The organism is Pseudoduganella sp. jia 9, assembly GCF_055502615.1.
In genome coordinates this window covers 81,387-104,024 of record NZ_JBUPWE010000005.1, presented here as the reverse complement: position 1 = coordinate 104,024, position 22,638 = coordinate 81,387, and the positions used below count along the sequence as shown (strand labels likewise).

The 22,638-nt window shown below is 66.9% G+C and carries 24 protein-coding genes; 17 read left to right on the top strand and 7 right to left on the bottom strand.

Features of this window, described 5'->3' with window-relative positions; all coding sequences use genetic code 11:
- Window positions 1-72: 72 nt before the first annotated feature.
- Complete coding sequence (locus ACY34H_RS06895) at window positions 73-930, bottom strand: DUF2145 domain-containing protein (RefSeq protein WP_464976749.1); 858 nt, start codon at window positions 928-930, stop codon at window positions 73-75.
- A 1-nt stretch (window position 931) separates the two neighbouring features.
- Window positions 932-1,327 carry a hypothetical protein gene (locus ACY34H_RS06890; protein WP_464976748.1) on the bottom strand — a complete coding sequence of 132 codons (396 nt, stop codon included), beginning with the start codon at window positions 1,325-1,327 and terminating at the stop codon, window positions 932-934.
- 128 nt (window positions 1,328-1,455) lie between these two features.
- On the opposite strand from ACY34H_RS06890, the gene ACY34H_RS06885 reads away from it, so the two are divergent.
- Window positions 1,456-2,271: a helix-turn-helix domain-containing protein gene (locus tag ACY34H_RS06885; RefSeq protein WP_464976747.1), complete on the top strand. Its 816-nt coding sequence runs from the start codon at window positions 1,456-1,458 to the stop codon at window positions 2,269-2,271.
- Here the strand turns inward: ACY34H_RS06885 and ACY34H_RS06880 are convergent.
- Window positions 2,192-3,316, bottom strand: coding sequence for a M14 family metallopeptidase (locus ACY34H_RS06880; RefSeq protein ID WP_464976746.1), 1,125 nt, complete (start codon window positions 3,314-3,316; stop codon window positions 2,192-2,194). The genes ACY34H_RS06885 and ACY34H_RS06880 overlap by 80 nt on opposite strands.
- 107 nt (window positions 3,317-3,423) lie before the next feature.
- On the opposite strand from ACY34H_RS06880, the gene ACY34H_RS06875 reads away from it, so the two are divergent.
- The 3 genes from ACY34H_RS06875 to ACY34H_RS06865 are packed head-to-tail and all read left to right on the top strand — an operon-like array spanning window position 3,424 to window position 5,995.
- Complete coding sequence (locus ACY34H_RS06875; RefSeq protein ID WP_464976745.1) at window positions 3,424-4,521, top strand: TRAP transporter substrate-binding protein; 1,098 nt, start codon at window positions 3,424-3,426, stop codon at window positions 4,519-4,521.
- A gap of 29 nt (window positions 4,522-4,550) precedes the next feature.
- Window positions 4,551-4,892: a YciI family protein gene (locus ACY34H_RS06870; RefSeq protein WP_464976744.1), complete on the top strand. Its 342-nt coding sequence runs from the start codon at window positions 4,551-4,553 to the stop codon at window positions 4,890-4,892.
- 2 nt (window positions 4,893-4,894) lie between these two features.
- Window positions 4,895-5,995: a DUF1176 domain-containing protein gene (locus ACY34H_RS06865; protein ID WP_464976743.1), complete on the top strand. Its 1,101-nt coding sequence runs from the start codon at window positions 4,895-4,897 to the stop codon at window positions 5,993-5,995.
- A gap of 51 nt (window positions 5,996-6,046) precedes the next feature.
- Here ACY34H_RS06865 and ACY34H_RS06860 read toward each other — a convergent pair whose 3' ends face one another.
- A complete protein-coding gene (locus ACY34H_RS06860; protein WP_464976742.1) occupies window positions 6,047-6,487 on the bottom strand; it encodes an Rrf2 family transcriptional regulator in 441 nt (146 codons plus the stop codon).
- 96 nt (window positions 6,488-6,583) lie between these two features.
- Between ACY34H_RS06860 and ACY34H_RS06855 the strand changes: the two genes are divergently transcribed.
- Entirely contained in the window at window positions 6,584-7,489 is a 906-nt protein-coding gene (locus ACY34H_RS06855; RefSeq protein ID WP_464976971.1) for an NAD(P)/FAD-dependent oxidoreductase, read from the top strand.
- Between the two features lie 129 nt (window positions 7,490-7,618).
- Window positions 7,619-8,008 carry a nuclear transport factor 2 family protein gene (locus ACY34H_RS06850; protein WP_464976741.1) on the top strand — a complete coding sequence of 130 codons (390 nt, stop codon included), beginning with the start codon at window positions 7,619-7,621 and terminating at the stop codon, window positions 8,006-8,008.
- 16 nt (window positions 8,009-8,024) lie between these two features.
- Here the strand turns inward: ACY34H_RS06850 and paaX are convergent, their stop codons facing one another.
- Window positions 8,025-8,939: a phenylacetic acid degradation operon negative regulatory protein PaaX gene (gene paaX, locus ACY34H_RS06845; protein ID WP_464976740.1), complete on the bottom strand. Its 915-nt coding sequence runs from the start codon at window positions 8,937-8,939 to the stop codon at window positions 8,025-8,027.
- Window positions 8,940-9,058: 119 nt separating this feature from the next.
- Between paaX and paaA the strand changes: the two genes are divergently transcribed.
- The 11 genes from paaA to paaZ are packed head-to-tail and all read left to right on the top strand — an operon-like array spanning window position 9,059 to window position 19,614.
- Entirely contained in the window at window positions 9,059-10,045 is a 987-nt protein-coding gene (paaA, locus tag ACY34H_RS06840) for a 1,2-phenylacetyl-CoA epoxidase subunit PaaA (protein WP_464976739.1), read from the top strand.
- A 10-nt stretch (window positions 10,046-10,055) separates the two neighbouring features.
- Entirely contained in the window at window positions 10,056-10,340 is a 285-nt protein-coding gene (paaB, locus tag ACY34H_RS06835) for a 1,2-phenylacetyl-CoA epoxidase subunit PaaB (RefSeq protein ID WP_464976738.1), read from the top strand.
- Between the two features lie 9 nt (window positions 10,341-10,349).
- Window positions 10,350-11,102: a 1,2-phenylacetyl-CoA epoxidase subunit PaaC gene (paaC, locus tag ACY34H_RS06830; protein ID WP_464976737.1), complete on the top strand. Its 753-nt coding sequence runs from the start codon at window positions 10,350-10,352 to the stop codon at window positions 11,100-11,102.
- Between the two features lie 8 nt (window positions 11,103-11,110).
- Window positions 11,111-11,650 (top strand): 1,2-phenylacetyl-CoA epoxidase subunit PaaD, encoded by a 540-nt coding sequence (paaD, locus tag ACY34H_RS06825; protein ID WP_464976736.1) that lies wholly within the window; start codon window positions 11,111-11,113, stop codon window positions 11,648-11,650.
- Between the two features lie 27 nt (window positions 11,651-11,677).
- Window positions 11,678-12,760, top strand: coding sequence for a 1,2-phenylacetyl-CoA epoxidase subunit PaaE (gene paaE / locus ACY34H_RS06820; protein ID WP_464976735.1), 1,083 nt, complete (start codon window positions 11,678-11,680; stop codon window positions 12,758-12,760).
- A gap of 23 nt (window positions 12,761-12,783) precedes the next feature.
- On the top strand, window positions 12,784-13,575 hold the full coding sequence (gene paaG, locus ACY34H_RS06815) for a 2-(1,2-epoxy-1,2-dihydrophenyl)acetyl-CoA isomerase PaaG (protein WP_464976734.1): 792 nt from the start codon (window positions 12,784-12,786) through the stop codon (window positions 13,573-13,575).
- A complete protein-coding gene (paaH, locus tag ACY34H_RS06810; protein ID WP_464976733.1) occupies window positions 13,575-15,131 on the top strand; it encodes a 3-hydroxyacyl-CoA dehydrogenase PaaH in 1,557 nt (518 codons plus the stop codon). Before paaG ends, paaH begins: the two co-directional genes overlap by 1 nt.
- A complete protein-coding gene (gene paaI, locus ACY34H_RS06805; protein ID WP_464976732.1) occupies window positions 15,121-15,561 on the top strand; it encodes a hydroxyphenylacetyl-CoA thioesterase PaaI in 441 nt (146 codons plus the stop codon). The genes paaH and paaI overlap by 11 nt, the downstream gene beginning before the upstream one ends.
- Before the next feature lie 55 nt (window positions 15,562-15,616).
- The gene (paaK, locus tag ACY34H_RS06800; RefSeq protein ID WP_464976731.1) at window positions 15,617-16,939 is read left to right on the top strand and encodes a phenylacetate--CoA ligase PaaK; all 1,323 of its coding nucleotides are present in this window, start codon (window positions 15,617-15,619) and stop codon (window positions 16,937-16,939) included.
- Between the two features lie 6 nt (window positions 16,940-16,945).
- Window positions 16,946-17,554 carry a phenylacetic acid degradation protein PaaY gene (locus tag ACY34H_RS06795; protein ID WP_464976730.1) on the top strand — a complete coding sequence of 203 codons (609 nt, stop codon included), beginning with the start codon at window positions 16,946-16,948 and terminating at the stop codon, window positions 17,552-17,554.
- Between the two features lie 23 nt (window positions 17,555-17,577).
- Entirely contained in the window at window positions 17,578-19,614 is a 2,037-nt protein-coding gene (gene paaZ, locus ACY34H_RS06790; RefSeq protein WP_464976729.1) for a phenylacetic acid degradation bifunctional protein PaaZ, read from the top strand.
- Here the strand turns inward: paaZ and ACY34H_RS06785 are convergent.
- Entirely contained in the window at window positions 19,611-20,825 is a 1,215-nt protein-coding gene (locus ACY34H_RS06785) for a M24 family metallopeptidase (protein ID WP_464976728.1), read from the bottom strand. The genes paaZ and ACY34H_RS06785 overlap by 4 nt on opposite strands.
- Window positions 20,826-20,982: 157 nt before the next feature.
- Complete coding sequence (locus ACY34H_RS06780) at window positions 20,983-22,638, bottom strand: TRAP transporter large permease (RefSeq protein WP_464976727.1); 1,656 nt, start codon at window positions 22,636-22,638, stop codon at window positions 20,983-20,985.

The following is a 22,638-nucleotide window of genomic DNA, read 5'->3' as shown; positions in this document are numbered from 1 at the left end:
GGGTTGAGGTGCCGCCATCATCCCGTCCGCCTTGCCCGCCGGTACTGATCTAAGGCAACATGCGGTCGCCCGTCATTGGACGATGATCACCTTTGCGGCGTGATCAGAGTGCTGCACGAACCGCACCACCGCATCCGTGCTGACCGTATCGATCCTTCCCGCCATGCGCCGCTCGAACGGGTGATCGTCGAACGCCACGTTGGCGCGGAACATCCGCGCGCCGAGCCGCGTGGCTGACGGGATCTGCACCGTGATCGGCGCGAAGCCGGCGCCTTTCAGCCAGGCCTGCGCTTCCTCGCGCGTCGCCACGTCACCCGCCGGCGCACTGGCCGCCGCGTAGTTCTCCAGCACCCACCCGTTGGAATTCTGGTATTGCGTCGCAAACACGTAAGCCAGCATGTTGTAGCGTGGCTCGTGCAGGCGCCGTGGCGTGCGCCCGGCCAGCAGTTGCGCCAGCCGGGCCTGCGCCACCGGTCCCGGAATGACCAGCTGCGCTTCGTGGCGCACCAGGTCCGTCAGGAAAAAATTGCCCATGCCTTCCTCGTACAGCGCGGAAAAGGCGGTACCGCATTCGTTGAGTTCATGCACGACGGTCCAGCGACCGGCCGGGTGGTCGCGCAGCGCGATGCCCATGTGCGAATAGCGCAGCCCGTACTTGCCCAGGTCCTGGCCGGCGCGCGACACCAGCGCCACCTGCGCGCCGCTGGCCTCGAGGGCCTGCACGGTGCGCTGCGCCAGGTCCAGCGAGCGGGCCGCGTCGGCCGCCGCCAGCGGCTTGTCCTCGCAGGCCTGACCGGCCCATGCGGGCAGCGAAGCGAACAGGCCGAGGAAGAGCGTGACACCCAGCCACGCGCACAGCAGCAGGCGCCGCGTCCACAGCCGCCGCGTCAGCAGCTGCCGGGCCGGAACCCGGCGGATCGACAGGCGCATGTCAGCTCACCTTCCGGCTGTGCAGCAGCGCCTTGCCGGCTTCATTGGGAATAAAGGCGATGGCCTTGCCCGAGGCGACCAGCAGGTGGCCGGTGGCCGTCGCCGACACGTCCACTGCGCTACCGGCGGCCACCGACAGGCCCGCGGCCGCCTTGCCGGACAGCCGCACCGTGGCGCGGCTGCCGTCGGCCGCGCTTTGCAGCAGCAGGTCGACGCCTTCGCCGGCCTTTTCCAGCGCCACCACGACGACGCTGCCGCCGACCAGCACCGTCACCAGCGAGCCGGCGACGACGATCCCGGACGCTTCGCCGACCGCCTGCGACGGGCTCGATGCATCGGCCGCGTGGCCATTCACGCAGGCCAGCGAGAGCAGGGTGGCGAGCAGCAGGCTTTTCATGATTCGTTCCGTATAAGTGAAGGTGGACGCATCATCGGCCGTGGCGGAACGGCGGGCAAGCAGTCCGGCCATGGTGGCGGACGGTTGCTGTTAAAGTATCGGATAACGATACTAATGAAAGGTGAGCCATGTCGAGCAGCATGATGCTGGTGGAAGGCCTGAAGCGCGAACTGAAGGCGCATGGCATCACGTATGCGGAGCTGGCGCGGCGCATCGGCATGTCCGAGGCCAGCGTGAAGCGCATGTTCGCGCAGCGCACGTTTACCTTGCAGCGGCTCGACGAGGTGCTGGTGGCGGCCGGCATCGACCTGCTCGACCTGACCCGCTCCGCGCTGGAGGCACCACGGCTGATCGCGCAACTGAGCTATGCGCAGGAAGAGGAACTGATCGGCGATCCGAAGCTGCTGCTGGTGGCGGTGGCGGCGCTGAACGGCGTGCCGGTCGACGAACTGGTGGCCACCTTCGCGCTGACGCAGGCCGAAGCGGTGAAGCACCTGCTGCGGCTGGATAAAATCGGCTTCCTCGTGCTGAAGCCGAACAACCGCGTAAAACTGCTGGTGGCGCGCACGTTCGACTGGATTCCGAACGGCCCGATCCAGACCTGGTTCCGGCGGGAGGCGGCGGGCGACTACCTCGATGCCCGCTTCGACGGCGAAGGCGAGATCCTGCGGCTGGTCAGCGTGATGCTGTCGCCATCGTCCACCGTGGCGCTGCTGGAGCGGCTGCGCCAGGTGGCGGACGATTTTTCGCAGCAGCACCAGGCCGATGCCCGGTTGCCGTACGAGGCGCGGCAGTCGGTGACGTTCCTGCTGGCCGCGCGGCCGTGGATGCCGGAGGCCTTCGCGGCGCTCCGGCGCGGGGAAACTACCGGCGCAGCGCGCCCAGCACCGGCTGCAGCACCGCGGCACCCAGCTTCATCGAACGGGCGCCGTTCCAGCCGTTGACCGGGTCCGGGTCGTTGGCGTTGTCCTTGAACGGCAGCTCCAGCGTCAGCGACAGGCAGCCGAACAGGTGGGTGATGTGCGGCGAACCCATCGTCAGCACTTCCGGCGTGAACGGCGCGTCCGGGTAGCCGAACTCGCTCTGGAAGTCGGGGCTGGCAACCTTGAAGTCGGCGATGAAGGCATCCTGCGCGGCCTTCTGCTCCGGCGTGAAGTTTTCCAGCGAATCGCTGCCGGCCACGAACACATAGGGCAGGCCTTCGTCGCCATGCACGTCGAGGCACAGGTCGCAGCCGGTTTCCTGCATCGCCTGCTTGACCAGGAAGACTTCCGGGCTGCGCTCCATCGTCGGCGTGTTCCACTCGCGGTTCAGGTTGGCGCCGGCCGCGTTGGTGCGCAGGTTGCCGCGCACCGAGCCGTCCGGGTTCATGTTCGGCACCACGTAGAACACGGCCTGTTTCAGGCACTGGCTGGCGAACGGATCGGCCGGGTCGAGCAGCGCTTCGACCATGCCTTCGACGAACCATTCGGCCATCGTTTCGCCCGGATGCTGGCGCGCGATCACCCATACTTTTTTCGGCGCGTCCGGGTCGCCGATGACCAGCATGTTCAGGTCACGGCCATCCACGGTGGAACCCAGGTCGACCAGTTCGGCCAGCGGCGACAGCTGGGCATTGTCCAGCAGCGACAGGTGGCGTTCCCACGAATACGGCTCGAAGTAGGCGTAGTACACGCTGTCGTATTCCGGTTCGTGCTCGATGGTCATCACTTCGCCGTCGAAGCTGGTGGGCACGCGGAACCACGTGTCGCGGTCGTAGCTGGCCACCGCCTGGTAATCCTTCCAGCCATCCGGGTAGGCGGACTGGCCGGCATTCAGGAAGCGGATCGTCAGCGGCATGCCGCCAGCACCCTGCACGCGGAAATAAAACCACTGGGTGATGTCGGCGTGGGAATCCTTGCGGATGTTCAGGTCGATGTCGCCAACGCTGGTGGCGCTGACGAACTCGATGGCACCAGCGTCGAACTGGCTGCTGATCTTGATAGACATTGTGTGTCCTGTGATGAGGGGAAGCGCCGTGTGGCGCGAGGCCGACATGATAACGGCTTTTGTATTTTCGGTACTACAATGGCCCATCCATTCCAAGGAGTCCGACGATGCAGCGCCGTTCCTTCCTGACCAGCTCCGCCACCGTGGCCGGCACCGCCACCATCGCCACGGGCATCGCCGCGCCGGCCTTCGCGCAGGCCCGGCCCGCCGTCAGCTGGCGGCTGGCATCGAGCTTCCCGAAAACGCTGGACACGATCTACGGCGCGGCCGAGAACTTCGTGAAACGGGTGGCCCAGCTCACCGGCGGCCAGTTCCAGATCCGCCAGTTCGCCGCCGGCGAAATCGTGCCCGGCCTGCAGGTAATGGATGCCGTGCAAGCCGGCACCGTCGAGATGGGCCACACGCCGGCCTACTATTACTTCGGCAAGGACCCCACCTTTGCGTTCGACTGCGCGGTGCCCTTCGGGCTCACGTCGCGCCAGCAGACGGCGTGGTTCGACCAGGGCGGGGGCCGCGAACTGCTGCGCGAGTTCTACCGGGGCTACGGCATCGTCAACTTCATGGGCGGCAATACCGGCGTGCAGATGGGCGGCTGGTACCGCAAGGAGATCCGCTCGGTGGCCGACATGAAGGGCCTCAAGATGCGCGTGGCCGGCTTTGCCGGGCGCGTGATGGAGCGCATGGGCGTGGTGCCGCAGCAGATCGCCGCCGGCGACGTGTATGCCGCGCTGGAGAAGGGCACGATCGACGCCGCCGAATGGGTGGGGCCGTACGACGATGAAAAGCTCGGCCTGGTGCGGGTGGCGCCCCACTACTACTCGCCGGGCTGGTGGGAAACCGGGCCGCAGCTGTCGTTCTACGTCAACGGCAAGGGGTGGGACAAGCTGCCGAAACAGTACCAGGCCGCGCTGGAAGCGGCCGCGTACGAATGCCACGTGCGCATGCAGGCCGGCTACGACGCCCGCAATCCCGCTGCGCTGGCCCGGCTGCTGAACAACGGCGCGAAGCTGCACAATTTCAGCAAGGACGTGATGGATGCCGCGTATCGGCAGTCCACCGCGGTGATGGAAGAGGAAGCCGCGAAAAACCCGAAGTTCAGGAAGATCTACGCGCCATGGAAGAAGTTCCGGCACGACCAGAACCAGTGGGCTTCGGTGGCCGAGGCGGCCATGCAGAATTACCTGATCGCCGCCGGGCGGCGCTGAACACCAACGTCACCATAGAGGATCGCACCATGGCCAAGTTTCTTGTCTCCTTTCCCGCGAATGCGATGAATGTTCCCGCCGAGGACATGGCCGCCGTCGGCGAAGCGTCGCGCGCGGTGATCCGGGAAGCCAAGGCTGCCGGGGCCTACGTGTTCGGCGGCGGCATCAATAGCGAGGCCGCGCCGGTAATGGTGTCGGCGGACGGAAGCTGCGCGGCCGGGACCTATCCCCAGACCAGGGAGTTCGATGGGGGCTTCTGTGTGCTGGAACTGCCGTCCAGGGCCGATGCCGTCCAGTGGGCGGCCAGGCTCGCCGCCGCCTGCCGCTGTGCCCAGGAGCTGCGCGAGTTTTACTACGACGCTGAGAGCTGACCTTGAGAAAAGCAGGAACGGCCCGCGCCGCCGTAGCGGCATTGGCCCTGCTCGTATCGGGCAGCCCGGTCATGGCTGGCAAGCCACAAGGCATCGCGTTCGCCCATCACGACTGGGAACTTGCCTGCGATAACACGCGCACCTGCCGTGCCGCGGGCTATCACCCCCAATCAAACGACGATGACGATGGTAACCATGGCAGCGAGGGATTACCGGTATCCATTCTGCTGACCCGGAAAGCCGGACCGAACCAGCCTGTACAGGGCGAGCTCCAGATCGGCCATTACGGAGAGGAAACGATGGAAACCTATCCGGCGAAGCGATCGTTGACGATGCTGGTCGACACGGCACCGCTTGGCCAGGTCGCGCTCGCGCAAGGGCACTGGACCGCGAGGCTGACGCCTGGACAAACGGCTGCACTGCTGGCGGCGCTTCCCCATCACGGCAACGTCGAATGGACGGATGGCAAGCGGACGTGGAAACTGTCGAACAAGGGCGCCACCGCGGTGATGCTGAAGATGGACGAGTTCCAGGGGCGCCTCGGCACGCCTGGAGCCCTGGTGGCCAAGGGCGGCAAGGACGAGCGCCATGTGTTGCCCGCCGTGCCGGCGCCCGTGATCGCCGTCCCCGACATGCCGGGCGATGAAGATCGCGTCCATTTTTCCGCGCCGGAGCTGGCGGCCCTGCGCAAAGCCCTGGCCACGTCTGCCGGCGACGAATGTCCTGCCCTTGCCGAACCTGCCCGGGAGCCCGATCCCATCCACGTGATCCGTCTGTCGCGCACCAGGCTCTTGGCCTCGACGACTTGCTGGGCGGGGGCATCCGCCGTCGCGGAAGCATACTGGACGATCAACCCGGCACCACCCTTCGCGGCCAGTATCGTTACGACAAATGGCGCGGAATATTCGAAAGGGAAGATCGACGCCTCGCACCGGGCCAGCGGTTTCGATTGCATGGAGATCGACGAATGGACGTGGGACGGCAAACGCTTCGTGCAGACCAGGAAAGGCACGACGGGCATGTGCCGGGGCATCGACATGGGCGGTGCCTGGTCCTTGCCGGTCATCGTGACCGACGTGCGGCAATCCCCGATCCGGCCATAAGGGCGCAGGCCTGCATCGGTCAGGCTGTCCAGCCCGGCCACACAGGCGCCGCTAGCCGGCCGGAGTCAGCGCCTTCGTGTGCGTCTTCACACCCTTTGCCAGGTCGGCCAGCGTGACGCTGCCGAAGCGCTCCAGCAGTATCCGCTCCGCTTCCCGCATCGCCTCCCCGAGCTCCGCATTGACGGCGCGTTCGACCAGGCAATCCGCGTGTTCGTTGGTCGTGCCGATTGCAAAGACGGGCGGTTCGCCCAGCGCGCGGTGGATGTCGAGCAGCGTGATCCGGTCGAGCGGCTGCGTCAGCATCCAGCCTCCGCCATGTCCCTTGCCCGACTGCACATAGCCCTGCTCGCGCAAGCCTGCCATCGTCCGGCGCACCACAACGGGATTGGTGCCCAGCATGCCGGCGATCGTTTCCGATGTGGCGGGCACGTCGAGGCTGTCCATGTGGATCAGTACATGGAGCATGCGGGAAAGGCGGCTGTCGTGTCTCATGGCGCGATCATAGCAAACCCGGATCAAGTAACAAATGAAGTTTCTTGATGGGGCTTTTTGCGTTATCATGTAACTCCATAAAGTACATAAGGAGCGATCATGTTCGATGCCATCATCGTGGGCGGCAGCTTTGCCGGCCTGTCGGCCGCGCTGCAACTGGCGCGGGCGCGCCGCAGCGTGCTGCTGGTCGACGCGGGCGAGCCGCGCAACCGTTTCGCCACCAGCGCGCACGGCTTCCTGGGGCATGACGGCAAGCCGCCGCAGCAGATCCGCGCGGAAGCCCGGCAGCAGCTGGCCCGCTATCCCACCGTGACGTTCGCCGACGGGGCGGCCACCGCCGCCATCCGTGCCGAAGGAGGCTTCCTCGTCGCGATCGACAGCGAAGGCCGCCAGCGCCAGGAGCGCGGCGCACGCCTGGTGCTGGCCACCGGCGTGCGCGACGAACTGCCCGCGTTGCCGGGCCTGGCGGAGCGCTGGGGGCAAACCGTCATCCACTGCCCTTATTGCCATGGCTATGAAGTGGCGGGGCAGCCGCTGGGCATCCTGGGCGGCGATGCGATGGCCGCGCACAAGGCGGCGATGATTCCGGACTGGGGGCCGGCAACGCTGTTCACGCAAGGCGGCGAAGAGCCGGCGGAGGAACAGGCCGCGCTGCTGGCGGCGCGGGGCGTGACGATCGAGCGCACGCCCATCGTCGCGCTGCTGGGCAGCGCGCCCGGCCTCGACGCGGCGTGCCTGGCCGACGGCCGCGTGGTGCCGCTGGGGGCGCTGTTCGTGTCGCCGATGACGGTGCCGGCCAGTCCGCTTGCCGGGCAGCTGGGCTGCGCGTTCGATGACGGGCCGACCGGACCGTACCTGCGCGTCGACGAGCGCAAGCAGACCACCGTGCCCGGCGTCTTCGCCGCCGGCGACGCGGCAACGCCGATGCACAGTGCGACGCTGGCATCCGCGGCCGGCGTCCTGGCCGGCGTGCATGCGCACCAGTCGCTGGTGTTCGGATAGGGATCCGCCCGCGGGCCGCCGCAGTTCAGCTGCAATACAGCTGCGCCGCCCCCGGCGAGGGTCTGCTAACCTCGGGGCCGGCCAGCCGGCCGGTCGAATCGAGGGTGAACCGTCACGAGGAGAATGCAAATGTCCGATGCGAACAAGCGTGTGCTGCAACAGGCGAATGCGGCGGTCACCGCCGGCGACAATGAAGGCTTCCTGTCGTTCTGTGTGGACGATGTGGTCTGGTCCACCGTGGGCGGCGACACGCTGCATGGCAAGGAGGCGGTGCGCGCGTGGATGGCAACCGAGTACGTGCAGCCGCCCGCGTTCACCGTGCGCGAACTGGTGGCGGAGGGCGACCATGTCATCGCGCTCGGCGATATCGACAGCCGGGACGAAGCCGGCAATGCGTTGCATAACGCCTACTGCGACGTGTGGCGGCTGCGCGATGGCAAGCTGGCCGAGCTCAGGGCATTCGTCATACCGGTCGGCGATCCGATCGACGATTCGCTCAACAAGCCGATCGGCAAATAAGCCGGCGCGTTCCAGTCTAGGCCAGTCCGCCGAAGCGTTCAAAGAACGCCGGCCCGGCATCCGGCACGTCCGCCTGCTCCTGCCGCAGCGCGCCGAGCACGTGCTCTTCGGCAGGCGCATGCGTCAACAGGTACAGCTCGCGCGCCAGCGCATAGGCGGCGGCGCCGGGCCACGGCTCGGGCAGCAGCTCGACGGGCAGCTGCGGGTCGTGCAGCTGCACCCGCCGGTAGGCGTGGATCAGCAGCGTGCGCACGACAAATGCCCGTTCCGGGGCGGCGCCGCCGGCAAGCAGGGCGCGCAACGGTGCAAACCTTTCGATGAATTTCTCGTAGCCTGCCGCCACTTCCCGCAGATCCCAGCCTTCGGCGATCAGGTCGGCCAGCGGCTTGCCCTGCACGCCGGGCAGTTGCGCGGCCTGCACGACGTACACCTTGCCGCGCATGTCCAGGCGGCCGAGCAGGTCGTCGAGCGCCTCGGCATCGCCGGCCGGATGGCCCGCGATGCCCTGCGCCACCATGCTGTAGCCCTCCCACAGCAGTTCCTTGCGCAGCGCCGCCCGTTCCGCGGTCGACAGGCCGCTGGTGCCCAGCACGAATGTCCAGCTGCCATGCCAGTGCACACTGGGCGCCGCGTAGACACGCCGGAAGGCGCGGGCGAAACGCTGCGCCGCTTCCGGCGTGATCGTGTAATGGCTGCGCCGTCCATCGCGCTGCGACACCAGCCAGCCTTCCTGCGCCAGCCGGAACACGGACGTGCGCAGCAGCCGGTCGTTGACGCCGAACGGCGCCAGCAGGTCGATCAGGCTGCCCAGCCAGGCCAGGCCGCCGTGCGGCACGATGGAATCGCCGAAGACGGTCATCACCAGCGATTTCGAGCGGGGCGGGTCCTCTTGCAGGAAGGCGGTAATCCAGGCATTCAAATCATTGTTCATCCCCGCATTGTACCGAGCCGGACAAGATACGGGCTTTCAATGTGACACACAAAAACAGCTTGCATTTAAAATTGTGTATCGTATTATGAGTGCAAACACAGGTACACGAGGAGACGAGCATGTACGCACAAATGGTGGAGACCGGGCTGAAGAACGTCCGCACCGTCGATGACATGAGCGCCGAAGAGCGCGCCTTTCAGCAGCGCATCGACGACGGCATCAAGATCGAGCCGAAGGACTGGATGCCCGAGGCCTACCGCAAGACGCTGATCCGGCAGATTTCGCAGCACGCCCACTCGGAAATCGTTGGGCAGTTGCCGGAAGGGAACTGGGTCACGCGCGCACCGACGCTCAAGCGCAAGTCGATCCTGCTGGCCAAGATCCAGGATGAAGCGGGCCACGGCCTGTACCTGTACAGCGCCGCCGAAACGCTGGGCGTGTCGCGCGACGAACTGCTGCAGGCCCTGCACGCGGGCAAGGCCAAGTACTCGAGCATCTTCAATTACCCCACGCTGTCGTGGGCGGACATGGGCGCCATCGGCTGGCTGGTCGACGGCTCGGCGATCATCAACCAGATCCCGCTGTGCCGCTGCTCGTACGGCCCGTATTCCCGGGCCATGATCCGGGTCTGCAAGGAAGAATCGTTCCACGCCCGCCAGGGCTACGACATCATGCTGGCGCTGTGCAATGGCACGGCCGAGCAGAAGGCGATGGCGCAGGATGCGCTGAACCGCTGGTGGTGGCCGTCGCTGATGATGTTCGGTCCGTCGGATGCCAGCTCCGTCAACAGCGCGCAATCCACGCAATGGCGCATCAAGCTGTTCTCCAACGACGAACTGCGCCAGCGCATGGTCGACCAGACCGTGCCGCAGGCCGAATTCCTCGGCCTGACGATTCCCGATCCCGACCTGAAATGGAACGCCGGGCGGGGCCACTACGACTTCGGCGAGATCGACTGGGCCGAATTCCACGCCGTCTTGCAGGGCAACGGCCCGTGCAACCGCGAGCGGCTGCGCACCCGCGTGAAGGCCTGGGACGACGGGCAATGGTTCCGCGACGCGCTCGTCGCGCATGCGGAAAAGGCGGCCGAAAAACACGCAGCCTGAGGAGACAGCAATGAGCAAGGAATGGCCCCTGTGGGAAGTCTTCATCCGCAGCCAGCACGGCCTGGCCCACAAGCACGTGGGCAGCCTGCATGCGCCGGATGCGGAAATGGCGCTCAATAACGCCCGCGACGTCTATACACGGCGCAACGAAGGCGTGTCGATCTGGGTGGTGCGCGCGGCGGACATCGTGGCCAGCAGCCCGTTCGACAAGGGTGCCCTGTTCGAGCCCGCCAACAGCAAGGTCTACCGCCACCCCACTTTCTTCCCGATGCCGGAAGAAGTGAAGAACCTGTAAAGGCCGCGCATGGATGCGAAAGTTCAATACCTGCTGCGCCTGGGCGACAACGCCCTGGTGCTGAGCCAGCGCCTGTCCGAACTGTGCGGCAAGGGCCCGGCGCTGGAAGAAGACATGGCGCTGACGAACGTGGCGCTCGACCTGCTGGGCCAGGCGCGCCTGTGGTTTACCTACGCCGGCGAGCTCGAAGGCCGCGGCCGCGACGAGGATGCGCTGGCCTACCTGCGCGACGCGCATGATTTCCACAACGTGCTGCTGGTCGAGCAGCCGAACGGCAATTACGCGCACACGCTGGTGCGCCAGTTCTACTTCGACACGTGGCACTACTTTCTGATCGGCGCGCTGGTGCAGTCGGCCGACGCACGCATCGCCGACATCGCCGGGAAAGCGCTGAAAGAGGTCACGTATCACCTGCGCCGCAGCGGCGACCTGGTGGTTCGCCTCGGCGACGGCACCGCGCTCAGCCACGAGTACACGCAGACTGCCGCCGACGAGCTGTGGATGTACACCGGCGAAGCATTCAACTACGACGCCATCGACGAACAGATGGTGGCGGCGGGCATCGCGCCGCCCGCCGCCACGCTGCGCGCGCAATGGCTGGCCCACGTGGGCGATATCTTCGCCGAGGCAACCCTGCGAATGCCCTCGCCGGACGCCTGGATGCAGAAGGGCGGCAAGACGGGCCGCCACAGCGAGCACCTCGGCTACCTGCTGGCGGAGATGCAGTTCCTGCAGCGTGCCTATCCGGGTGCAACGTGGTGACGGCGACGATGACGACGGCGCTGGACGAGGCCACCGTGTGGACGTGGCTCGCCGAAGTGGCCGACCCGGAGATTCCCGTGATCTCGGTCGTCGACCTCGGCATCGTGCGCTCCGTCGGCGTCGATGACGACAGCGTCACGGTCACGCTGACGCCCACGTATTCCGGCTGCCCGGCCACGCATGTGATCGAGGCCGCCGTGCGCGAGGCGCTGCAGGCGCACGGCGTGGACGATGTCCGCATCGTCACGCAACTGTCGCCGGCATGGACCACCGCCTGGCTCAGCGAAGCTGGCAGGCAAAAGCTGAAGGGCTACGGCATCGCCCCGCCGGCGCAGCAGGTGATCGACATCTCCGGCTTGCGCGGCGGGCTGGCCGCGGCCGTCTCGCGCCGCGCCGGGGGAGCGTCCAGCGCCGTACCGGCCGTCGCCTGCCCGCATTGCGGTTCGCCGCACACCGAGCTCACGAGCCAGTTCGGCTCCACGCCCTGCAAGGCGCTGTACCGCTGCCGCGCCTGCCGCGAGCCGTTCGATTACTTCAAGTGCCACTGACCTCAGTTTCCAACATGAGCCAATGAGATGAGCAAATTCCATCCGCTGACCGTCGCCCGCGTCGTCAACGAAACGCGCGACTGCATCGCCGTCACGTTCGCCGTGCCGCCCGAACTGGCCGGCGATTTCCGCTACCAGCAGGGCCAGCACCTGACGCTGCGCGCCAGGATCGGCGACGAGGACGTGCGCCGCTCCTACTCGATCTGCTCGGCCGTGCAGGACGGCGCGCTGCGCGTGGCCATCAAGCGCACGCCGGGCGGCATGTTTTCCAGCTGGGCCAACGAATCGCTGAAAGCCGGCGCCGTGCTCGAGGTGATGCCGCCGATGGGCCACTTCAACGTGCCGCTGCAGGCCGACAGCGAACGCCATTACCTGGCCTTTGCCGCCGGCAGCGGCATCACGCCGATCCTGTCGATCGTCAAGACCACGCTGATGACGGAGCCGCGCAGCCGTTTCACGCTCGTCTACGGCAACCGTTCGTCCTCGTCGATGATGTTCCGCGGCGAACTGGCGGAGCTGAAGGATCTGTTCCTGGCACGCCTGAACATCGTCTATGTGATGAGCCGCGAACAGCAGGACATCGAACTGTTCAACGGCCGCATCACGAAGGACAAGACACAGCAGTTCCTGCGCCAGTGGATCGACATCGCCGACTACGACACCGCCTTCATCTGCGGCCCGGAAGACATGATGCTCGGCGTTTCCGAAGCGCTGCAGGAAGCGGGCATGCCGAAATCGGCCATCAGGATCGAACTCTTCGCCGCCTCGATCCCGAAGCACCAGCACCAGCCGCGCGCCCAGCACGACGCGCAGGCGGCGCGGCACCTCACCGAAGTCACCGTGATCCAGGACGGCAACGCCGCCACGTTCACGATGGAAAAGGACAAGGAATCGATCCTCGACGCCGGCCTGCGCGCCGGGCTGGACATGCGCTACTCGTGCAAGGGCGGCGTCTGTTCCACCTGCCGCTGCAAGGTCGTCGACGGCAAGGTGGACATGGACGTCAACTATGCGCTGGAGGATTACGAGATCGCCCGCGGCTTCGTGCTGAGCTGCCAGAGTTTTCCCGCCACGGACCGGGTCGTGATCGATTTCGACCAGGCTGAATGACCATTCACCGGAGGAGACAGCCAATGAGCTATCAAGACATCCTGTTCGGTATCGAAGGCGGCGTCGCGACGCTGACCCTGAACCGTCCCGACAAACTGAACAGTTTTACGCAGGCCATGCACCGCGAAGTGCGCGATGCGTTCGAGCGGATCCGCGCCGACCAGGGCGTGCGCGTGCTGGTGCTGACCGGCGCCGGACGCGGCTTCTGCGCCGGGCAGGACCTCTCGGACCGCGCCGTGGCGCCGGGCGGCGCGCCCGTCGACCTGGGCGACTCGGTGGAACAGTACTATGCGCCGCTGGTCATGGCGATCAAGGACTTGCCGATGCCGGTGATCTGCGCCGTCAACGGCGTGGCCGCCGGCGCCGGCGCCAACCTGGCGCTGGCCTGCGACATCGTGCTGGCGGCGAAATCGGCATCGTTCATCCAGTCGTTCTGCAAGCTGGGCCTGATCCCCGACACGGGCGGCACCTGGCACCTGCCGCGGCTGGTCGGCCCGGCGCGGGCGATGGGGCTGGCCATGCTGGGCGACAAGCTCAGTGCCGACCGCGCCGAGGAATGGGGCCTGATCTGGAAGGCGCTGCCGGACGACGCGCTGATGGCCGAAGCCAGGGCCATGGCCGAGCACTTTGCCTGCGCGCCCACCAAGGGCCTGGCCTTCACGAAGCGGGCCATGCAGCTCAGCGCCTGCAACGGCCTGCACGCCCAGCTGAAACTGGAGACCGACATGATGCGCGAACTGGGCAACAGCCACGATTACCACGAAGGCGTGGCCGCTTTCGTGGCCAGGCGCACGCCGCACTTCAAGGGGGAATGATGGCCGCGCTGACACCTGATTCCATCGTTGCCGTCGTCGGCAGCGGCGCCATGGGCGCCGGCATCGCCCAGGTGGCCGCCGCCGCCGGCCACACGGTAAAACTGTACGATGCCCGCCCGGAAGCGCTGGACAAGGCCATCGACGACATCGCCGGCAGCTTCGGCAAGCTGGCCGCGAAAGGCAGGATGGGCGCCGCCGACGCGGAGGCGGCGCGCGGCCGGCTGCATGCGGCGGCGTCGCTGGGCGACCTGGCCGATGCCGCGCTCGTCATCGAGGCGATCGCCGAGAACCTGGAGGCCAAGCGCGCGCTGTTCGCCGAACTGGAAGGCATCGTCGGCGATGACGCGATCCTGGCCACCAACACCTCGTCGATCTCGGTGACAGCCATCGCCGCGCCGCTGCGCCGGCCGGAACGCCTGGTCGGCATGCATTTCTTCAATCCGGCACCGCTGATGGCGCTGGTGGAAGTGGTCAGCGGCCTGGCGACGGACCGCGCCGCCGCGCAAGCCGTGCATGACACCGCCGCCGCCTGGGGCAAGAGCCCGGTGCATGCGCGCTCCACGCCCGGCTTCATCGTCAACCGCGTTGCGCGGCCGTATTACGCCGAGGCGTGGCGCCTGCTGGCCGAAGGCGCCGGCGACGCCGCAACGCTGGACGCGGTGATGCGCGAGGCCGGCGGCTTCCGCATGGGGCCTTTCGAACTGATGGACCTGATCGGGCACGACGTCAACTACGCCGTCACCAGATCCGTGTTCGACGCATATTTTGGCGATCCGCGCTTCACGCCATCAGTGCTGCAGCGCGAAATGGTCGATGCCGGCTTCCTCGGCCGCAAGGCGGGCCGCGGCTTCTATCGCTATGCCGAGAGTGCCGTGCCGCCGGCGGCGCAATCCGAGCCGAACTGCCCGCGGCCGGAATACGTGGGCTACAGCCTGGAAGCGGGCGCCAGCGGCACGCTGACGGAGCCGATGCTGGCGCGTTTCGAGGCGCATGGCCTGCACGTGACACGGCGCACCTCGGCGGAAGGCCACCAGCATGGCGAAGCCCCGGCATTCCACTGCAACGGCGCGGCGATCTACCTGACGGACGGCCGCACCGCCACCGCCCGCGCCCGCACCAACCGGCATGACGACACCGTGGTCTTCGACCTGGTGCTCGACGCCGGCAATGCCGCGCGCATCGCCGTGGCCCGCGCCGACCAGTGCAGCGAGGCGGCCTATCTCTCCGCCGTCGGGCTGTTCCAGGCCGCGGGCTTTGCGGTGACGCGGCTGGACGACGTGCCCGGGCTGGCGGTGATGCGTACCGTGGCCATGCTGGCCAACGAGGCGGCCGACACCGTGTACCAGGGCGTGTGCAGCGCGCAGGCCGTGGACACGGCGATGCGCAACGGCGTCAATTACCCTCGCGGTCCGCTGGCGTGGGCGGATGCGATCGGCGCCGGCCATATCGTCAAGGTACTCGACAATCTGGCTGCCGCGTATGGCGACGGCCGCTACCGCGTGTCGCCGCTGCTGCGCCGCCGGCAAGCCAGCCGAAAGCCGATCCATGCCGAATGATTCCATGCACCCGGATGCGCAGGCGCTGGCCGAAGCGGCCGGCGCGGCGATGTTCGGCCGCGATCCGGCCAGCCGCGGCCTGGGCATGACGCTGGACGAGATCCGCCCCGGCTATGCGCGCATGTCGATGCGCGTGCGCGAGGATATGCTGAACGGCCACCGCAGCTGCCACGGCGGCTTCATCTTCACGCTGGCGGACAGCGCGTTCGCCTTTGCCTGCAACAGCCATAACCACAACACGGTGGGCGCCGGCTGCACGATCGACTACCTGGCACCCGGCCGCGAGGGAGACCTGCTCACCGCTGAAGCGGTCGAGCGGGCGCTGGCCGGCAAGACCGGCATCTACGACGTCGACGTGACCGACCAGGATGGCCGGCTGGTCGCCACGTTCCGGGGCAAGTCGCACCGCGTGGCGGGCACGGTGGTCTGAGCCCTGACGTTTCAAGAGAGTTTCAAGAGAGTTTCAAGAAATACTGGAGGAGACAATGGCTGAATTTGCAACCGCGCGCACGCCCGCGCCCGGCGACCTCGAACCGATCGAGCGCGCCAGCCGCGACGAACTGCAGGCACTGCAACTGCAGCGCCTGAAGAAAACGCTGCGGCACGCGTACGACAACGTGGCGCACTACCGCGCCGCCTTCGATGCGAAAGGCGTGCATCCCGAAGACCTGCGCACGCTGGCCGACCTGGCGAAATTCCCGTTCACGGACAAGAAAAGCCTGCGCGACAACTACCCGTTCGGCATGTTCGCCGTGCCGCGCGAGCAGGTGGTGCGCATCCATGCGTCGAGCGGCACCACCGGCAAGGCAACGGTGGTGGGCTACACCCGCAGCGATATCGATACCTGGGCCGATGTCGTGGCCCGCTCGATCCGCGCCGCCGGCGGCCGCGCCGGCGACATGGTGCACATCTCCTACGGCTATGGCCTGTTCACCGGCGGCCTGGGCGCGCACTACGGCGCCGAGCGGCTCGGCTGCACGGTGATCCCGATGTCCGGCGGGCAGACGGAGAAGCAGGTGCAGCTGATCCGCGACTTCGCGCCGTCGATCATCATGGTCACGCCGTCGTACATGCTGAACATCATCGAGGAATTCCACCGGCAGGGCATCGATCCGGCCGCCTCCTCGCTGAAGGTGGGCATCTTCGGCGCCGAGCCGTGGACCGATGCGATGCGCCGCGAGATCGAGGCGCGCGCCGGCATCGATGCGGTGGACATCTACGGGCTGTCGGAAGTGATGGGCCCCGGCGTGGCCAGCGAATGCATCGAGAGCAAGGATGGCCCGACGATCTGGGAAGACCATTTCTACCCGGAGATCATCGACCCCGAAACGGGCGAGGTGCTGCCGGACGGCGCCGAAGGCGAACTGGTATTCACGTCGCTGACGAAGGAGGCGATGCCGGTGATCCGCTACCGGACGCGCGACCTGACGCGGCTGCTGCCGCCGACTTCCCGCGCGATGCGCCGGATGGACAAGATCACCGGCCGCTCGGACGACATGCTGATCATCCGCGGCGTCAACGTGTTTCCCACGCAGATCGAGGAACTGATCCTGGCCATGCCGAAGCTGGCGCCGCAGTACCAGCTGGTCGTCACGCGCGACGGCCACCTGGACAAGCTGGACGTCGTCGCCGAGCTGCGTCCGGAAACGCCCGGCAGCGAAGCCGATGCGCTGGCGCGGGAGCTGGAACACTGCATCAAGACCCATGTCGGCGTCACCACCCGCGTCAGCGTGGTGGGCGCCGACGGCATCGAACGTACGCTGACCGGCAAGGCCCGGCGCGTGGTCGACAAACGGCCGAGGAGCTGAAGGTTCATGGTGAAAGTCTATGAAATCAATGGCGTGCGGCCGGTGGTGCATCCGACCGCCTACGTGCACCCGACGGCGGTACTGATCGGCGACGTGATCGTCGGCCCGCGCTGCTATGTGGGCCCGCTGGCATCGCTGCGCGGCGACTTCGGCCGGATCGTGCTGGAAGAAGGTTCGAACGTGCAGGACAGCTGCGTGATGCACGGCTTCGAGAATACCGACACGGTGGTGGAGGCGGATGGCCATATCGGGCACGGCGCCGTGCTGCACGGTTGCCGGATCGGGCGCAATGCGCTGGTGGGCATGAACGCCGTCGTCATGGATAACTCCGTGGTGGGCGCCGAAAGCATCGTCGCGGCGATGAGCTTCGTGAAGGCCAATATGGCGATTCCGCCGCGCAGCATGGTGATGGGCACGCCGGCGCGGGTCGTTCGCGAGGTGACGGATGCGGAGATCGTGTGGAAAAACGTCGGTACCGCGCAGTACCACGAGCTTGCGGTACGTTCGCGCGAGACGATGCGTGAAGTCGAGGCGTTCGCGGAGCCCGAGCCCGACCGCCCCCGCATCGCCTGGGAGGGCGTGGGGCCGCTGCACGTGCACAAGACAACGAACTGAATACACGCTGAACGGAGACGAACATGGGAACGTTGCAGAGTTTTATCGGCGGCCGCTGGCATGGAAAGGAAACGCACCAGCCGCTGCACAGCGCCTTGAACAACAGCCTGATCTATCACACCCACGCCGAGCCGATCGACTTCGGCGAAGTGCTGGAGTACGGCCGCAAGACCGGCATCCCGGCGCTGATGACGCTGGATTTCCAGCAGCGCGCCGCGCGGCTGAAGGCGCTCGCCGTGTACCTGATGGAGCGCAAGGAGCAGCTGTACGAAATCTCCCGCTTCACCGGCGCCACGCGGCCGGACAGCTGGGTCGATGTCGAAGGCGGTATCGGCACGCTGTTCGCCTACGCCAGCATCGGCAGCCGCGAACTGCCGTCGTCGAACGTGCTGCACGAAGGCCCGGCCATGGCGCTCGGCAAGCGCGGTGGCTTTTCCGGAACCCACATCCTGGTGCCGCGCGGTGGCGTGGCGGTGCACATCAATGCCTTCAACTTTCCGATCTGGGGCTTGCTGGAAAAGTTCGCCCCCAGCTTCCTGGCCGCGATGCCGTGCATCGGCAAGCCGGCCACCGCAACCAGCTACCTCACCGAAGCGCTGGTGCGGATGATGCACGCATCCGGCCTGCTGCCGGACGGCGCGCTGCAACTGGTGATCGGCAGCACCGGCGACCTGCTGGACCGGCTGACCGGCTTCGATGCGGTGACCTTCACGGGCTCCGCCGACACGGCGCAAAAGCTGCGGAGCAACCGCAACCTGATCGCGAACTCGGTGCCGTTCACCGCCGAAGCCGATTCACTCAACTGCGCGATCCTGGCGCCGGACGTGACGCCGGACGACGTCGAGTTCGACTTGTTCGTCAAGGAAGTGGCGCGCGAGATGACCGGCAAGGCGGGGCAGAAGTGCACGGCGATCCGCCGCATCATCGTGCCGCGCACGCAGGCCGACGCCGTGGCCGAACGGCTGCGCGAACGGCTGGCGAAGATCACGGTCGGCGATCCCTCGGTCGACGGCGTGCGCATGGGGGCGCTGGCCTCGAAGGACCAGCAGCGCGACGTGGCGGCGCAGGTCGAGCGCCTGCTGGCCGGCAACGAGCTGCTGCACGGCGGCGAACTGGAACTGGTCGGCAACGGCGTGCACGATGGTGCCTTCTTCGCGCCCACGCTGGTCCTGTGCCGCAATGCGATGGACAACGATGCCGTGCATGACGTGGAAGCGTTCGGGCCGGTCAGCACCTTGATGACGTATGAGGGCATTGAAGAAGCATTGGCGCTGGCGGCGAAGGGCAAGGGCAGCCTGGTGTCCACGCTGGTGACGAAGGATCCCCGTATCGCGGCGTACGCGGTGCCGGTGGCGGCATCGCATCACGGCCGCGTGCTGGTGCTGGAGCGCGAGGCGTCGGTCGATTCGACCGGCCACGGTTCGCCGCTGCCGCAGTTGAAGCATGGCGGTCCGGGCCGCGCCGGCGGCGGCGAGGAACTGGGCGGCATCCGCGCCGTCAAGCACTTCCTGCAGCGCACGGCGGTGCAGGGCTCGCCGACGATGCTGTCCGCCATCACCGGAGAATATGTGCGCGGTGGCGCGGTACGCGAATCCGAAGTGCACCCGTTCCGGCGCCACTTCGAGGATTTGCAGGTGGGCGACTCGCTGCTGACGCACCGCCGCACCGTCAGCGAGGCGGACATCGTCAACTTCGGCGGCGTCTCGGGCGATTACTTCTACATGCACTTCGACGACATCGCCGCGAAGGAGACGCAGTTCGGCAAGCGCATCGCGCACGGCTACTTCGTGCTGTCGGCGGCGGCCGGGCTGTTCGTCTCGCCCGCGCCCGGCCCGGTGCTGGCCAACTACGGCCTCGACAACCTGCGTTTCATCACGCCGGTGGCCATCGGCGACACGATCCGCGCGCGGCTGACCTGCAAGCGCAAGGTCGACCGCAACCGCAGCGACGACAAGGGCGTGGGGCAGGGCGTGGTGGCGTGGGACGTGCAGGTGACCAACCAGCACGAGGAGCTGGTGGCCAGTTATGACATCCTGACGCTGGTCTCCAAGAAGGCCTAGCCGGCCAGGCCGAAAGGATCGTCAATCGAGCGGGCCGGCCGGGTAAACCAGCGCGGCCCGTTTTCCGTCATGTAGAAGTGATCTTCATGACGGATGCCGAATTCGCCCGGCACGCAGATCATCGGCTCGTTCGAGAAGCACATGCCGACGTCCAGCGGGGTCTTGTCGCCGCCCACCAGGTACGGCCACTCGTGGATGTCGAGGCCGATGCCGTGGCCGGTGCGGTGGGGCAGGCCGGGCAGCCTGTAGCCGGGGCCGAAGCCGGCCGCTTCCAGCGAGCGGCGCGCCGCCGCATCGACTTCCTCGCACGGCACGCCCAGCTGCGCCGCATCGAATGCCGCCTGCTGCGCCGCCTTCTCCGCATTCCACACGGCGCGCTGGCGTTCGCTCGGCGTGCCGAACACGTAGGTGCGGGTGATGTCGGAGATATAGTCGTGCAGCTTGCAGCCGGTGTCGATCAGCACCGTGTCGCCATCCTTCAGCGTCTGCACGTACGACACCCCGTGCGGGAAAGCGGTGGCTTCGCCGAACAGCACGATGACGAAGTACGAACCGGCCGGGGCACCAACTTTCCTGTGCGCGCGGTCGATGAAATCGGCCACCTCCACCGTGGTGATGCCTTCGCGCAGGATGCTGGCGGTGGCGACGTGCACTGCCAATGTCATGTCCTTGGCGCGCTGCATCAGCGCGATCTCGGCCGGCGACTTGCGGGTGCGGCAGTGCGCCGTCACGCTCTTCGCGTTCTCCAGCATGTAGCCGTGCGCCTGCTGGCGGATGCCGTCGGCGGTGAAGAACGGCGTGCTTTCGTCGACGCCGATGCGCGCGCCCGGCTCGATGCCTAGCACCTTCAGCGTGTCGACGAACAGCGCGCACGGGTTCTCATGCTCGTGCCACGTGTGCACCGGGGCATCGACCAGCATGAAATCGCGCAGCGTAGCTTCCTCGAACGCTGGCGCGAGGTAGGCCAGGCCGCCGTCCGCCGGCAGGATCGCCCCCACCATCCGCTCGCTGGCATGCCATTTCATGCCAGTGAAGTACAGCAGGCTGGTACCCGCGTTCAGCCACACCGCCGCGATGCCCTGCGCCCGCATGAACGCCTGCGCCCTGGCGATGCGCGCCAGGTGCTCCTCGCGCCCGATCGGCACCGCCCCCGCCGTCATGTCCGACAGCGTTGCCAATGCCTGTTCGATGCTCTTGCCGCCGATACCCATGCTGCCTCCAGAATGCGAAACCGGCAATAATAGCAGTGCCAGTTTGCAATGTTTCCAAAAACCGGGGTCTGACCCCGGTTCCGGGAAATATTTCCTGAATTCGGGGTCTGACCCCGGTGGGAGGAAATTATCGATCCGGGGCGGCTGTGGAGAAACGTCAGCGGGCCGGCGTTTTTTCGTCGTTGTCGGTGGAGAAGTCAAGCTGCGGCGTGCCATCTTCAGCTGGGGCGCCATAGTCGGCCGGGGCGTCGATCTTCAGCTCGACCTCCTCGGTCATGTCGGTGCGGGTTTCCACGGAGACCAGGTTCGGGAACGCGATGATCAGCGCCACCATCACCACCTGGATGCAGACGAACGGGATGGCGCCCCAGTAGATATCCGACGTCTTTACCGCCTTCGGCGCTACCGAGCGCAAATAAAACAGTGCGAAGCCGAACGGCGGGTGCATGAACGAGGTCTGCATGTTCACGCCCAGCAGCACGCCGAACCAGATCAGGTCGATGCCGAGTTTTTCCGCCACCGGGCCCACCAGCGGCACGAGGATGAAGGCCAGCTCGAAGAAGTCGAGGAAGAAGGCCAGCACGAAGAACAGGATGTTCACGGCGATCAGGAAGCCGGTCGAGCCGCCCGGAAGACTGGTCAGCAGGTGCTCCACCCACAAATCGCCGTTCACGGCGCGAAACACCAGCGCGAACACGGTGGAGCCGATCAGGATGAAGATCACGAAGCACGACAGGCGCGTGGTCGACATCATCGCCTGCGTCAGCAGCGGCCAGGTCAGGCGCCGGTTCAGCAGCGCCAGCACGATGGCGCCCACCGCGCCCATGCCGCCGCCCTCGGTGGGCGTGGCCAGGCCGATGAAGATCGTGCCCAGCACGAGGAAGATCAGCGCCAGCGGCGGGATCAGCACGAACACCACTTTCTCGGCCATGCGCGACAGCAGCCCCAGTTTCAGCTGGCGGTTGGCCAGCGCGAACAGGAACGCGCCGGCGATGCCCAGCGCGGCGGAGAAGATGCCCACTTCGTCGCGGTGGGCGTCCGGGTGGCGCGCGTCGTACCACCAGGCGAAGGCATACGATGCCGCCACCGTGACCGCCAGCAGCACCAGCAGCGAGCGCACGCCGGAATCGCCGTTCGGTTCGCGCAGGTTGCGCGCTTCCAGCGGCAGTGCCGGCGCCTTGTGCGGCTGGAAGATCGCGATCGCCATCACGTAGCCGGCATACATCGCCGTCAGCAGCAGGCCGGGAATGAACGCGGCCTTGTACATGTCGCCGACCGAGCGGCCCAGCTGGTCGGCCATCACGATCAGCACCAGCGAGGGCGGAATGATCTGCGCCAGCGTGCCGGAGGCGGCGATCACGCCGGATGCCAGCCGCTTGTCGTAGCCATAGCGCAGCATCACGGGCAGCGAGATCAGCCCCATGGAGATCACCGAGGCGGCGACCACGCCGGTGGTGGCCGCCAGCAGCGCGCCGACGAAGATCACCGCGAACGCGACGCCGCCGCGGATCGGCCCGAACAGCTGGCCGATCGTGTCGAGCAGGTCCTCGGCCATGCCGGAGCGTTCCAGGATCAGGCCCATCAATGTGAAGAAGGGGATGGCCAGCAGCGTGTCGTTGGCCATGATGCCGAAGATGCGGTTCGGCAGCGCCTGCAGCAGTTCCGGCTTCAGCAGGCCCAGTTCGATGCCGACGATGCCGAAGAACAGGCCGTTGGCGGCCAGCGCGAACGCCACCGGGAAGCCGCACAGCAGGAACAGCACGAGGGTGCCGAACATGATCGGCGCGATGTTGGCGATGATGAATGCTTCCAT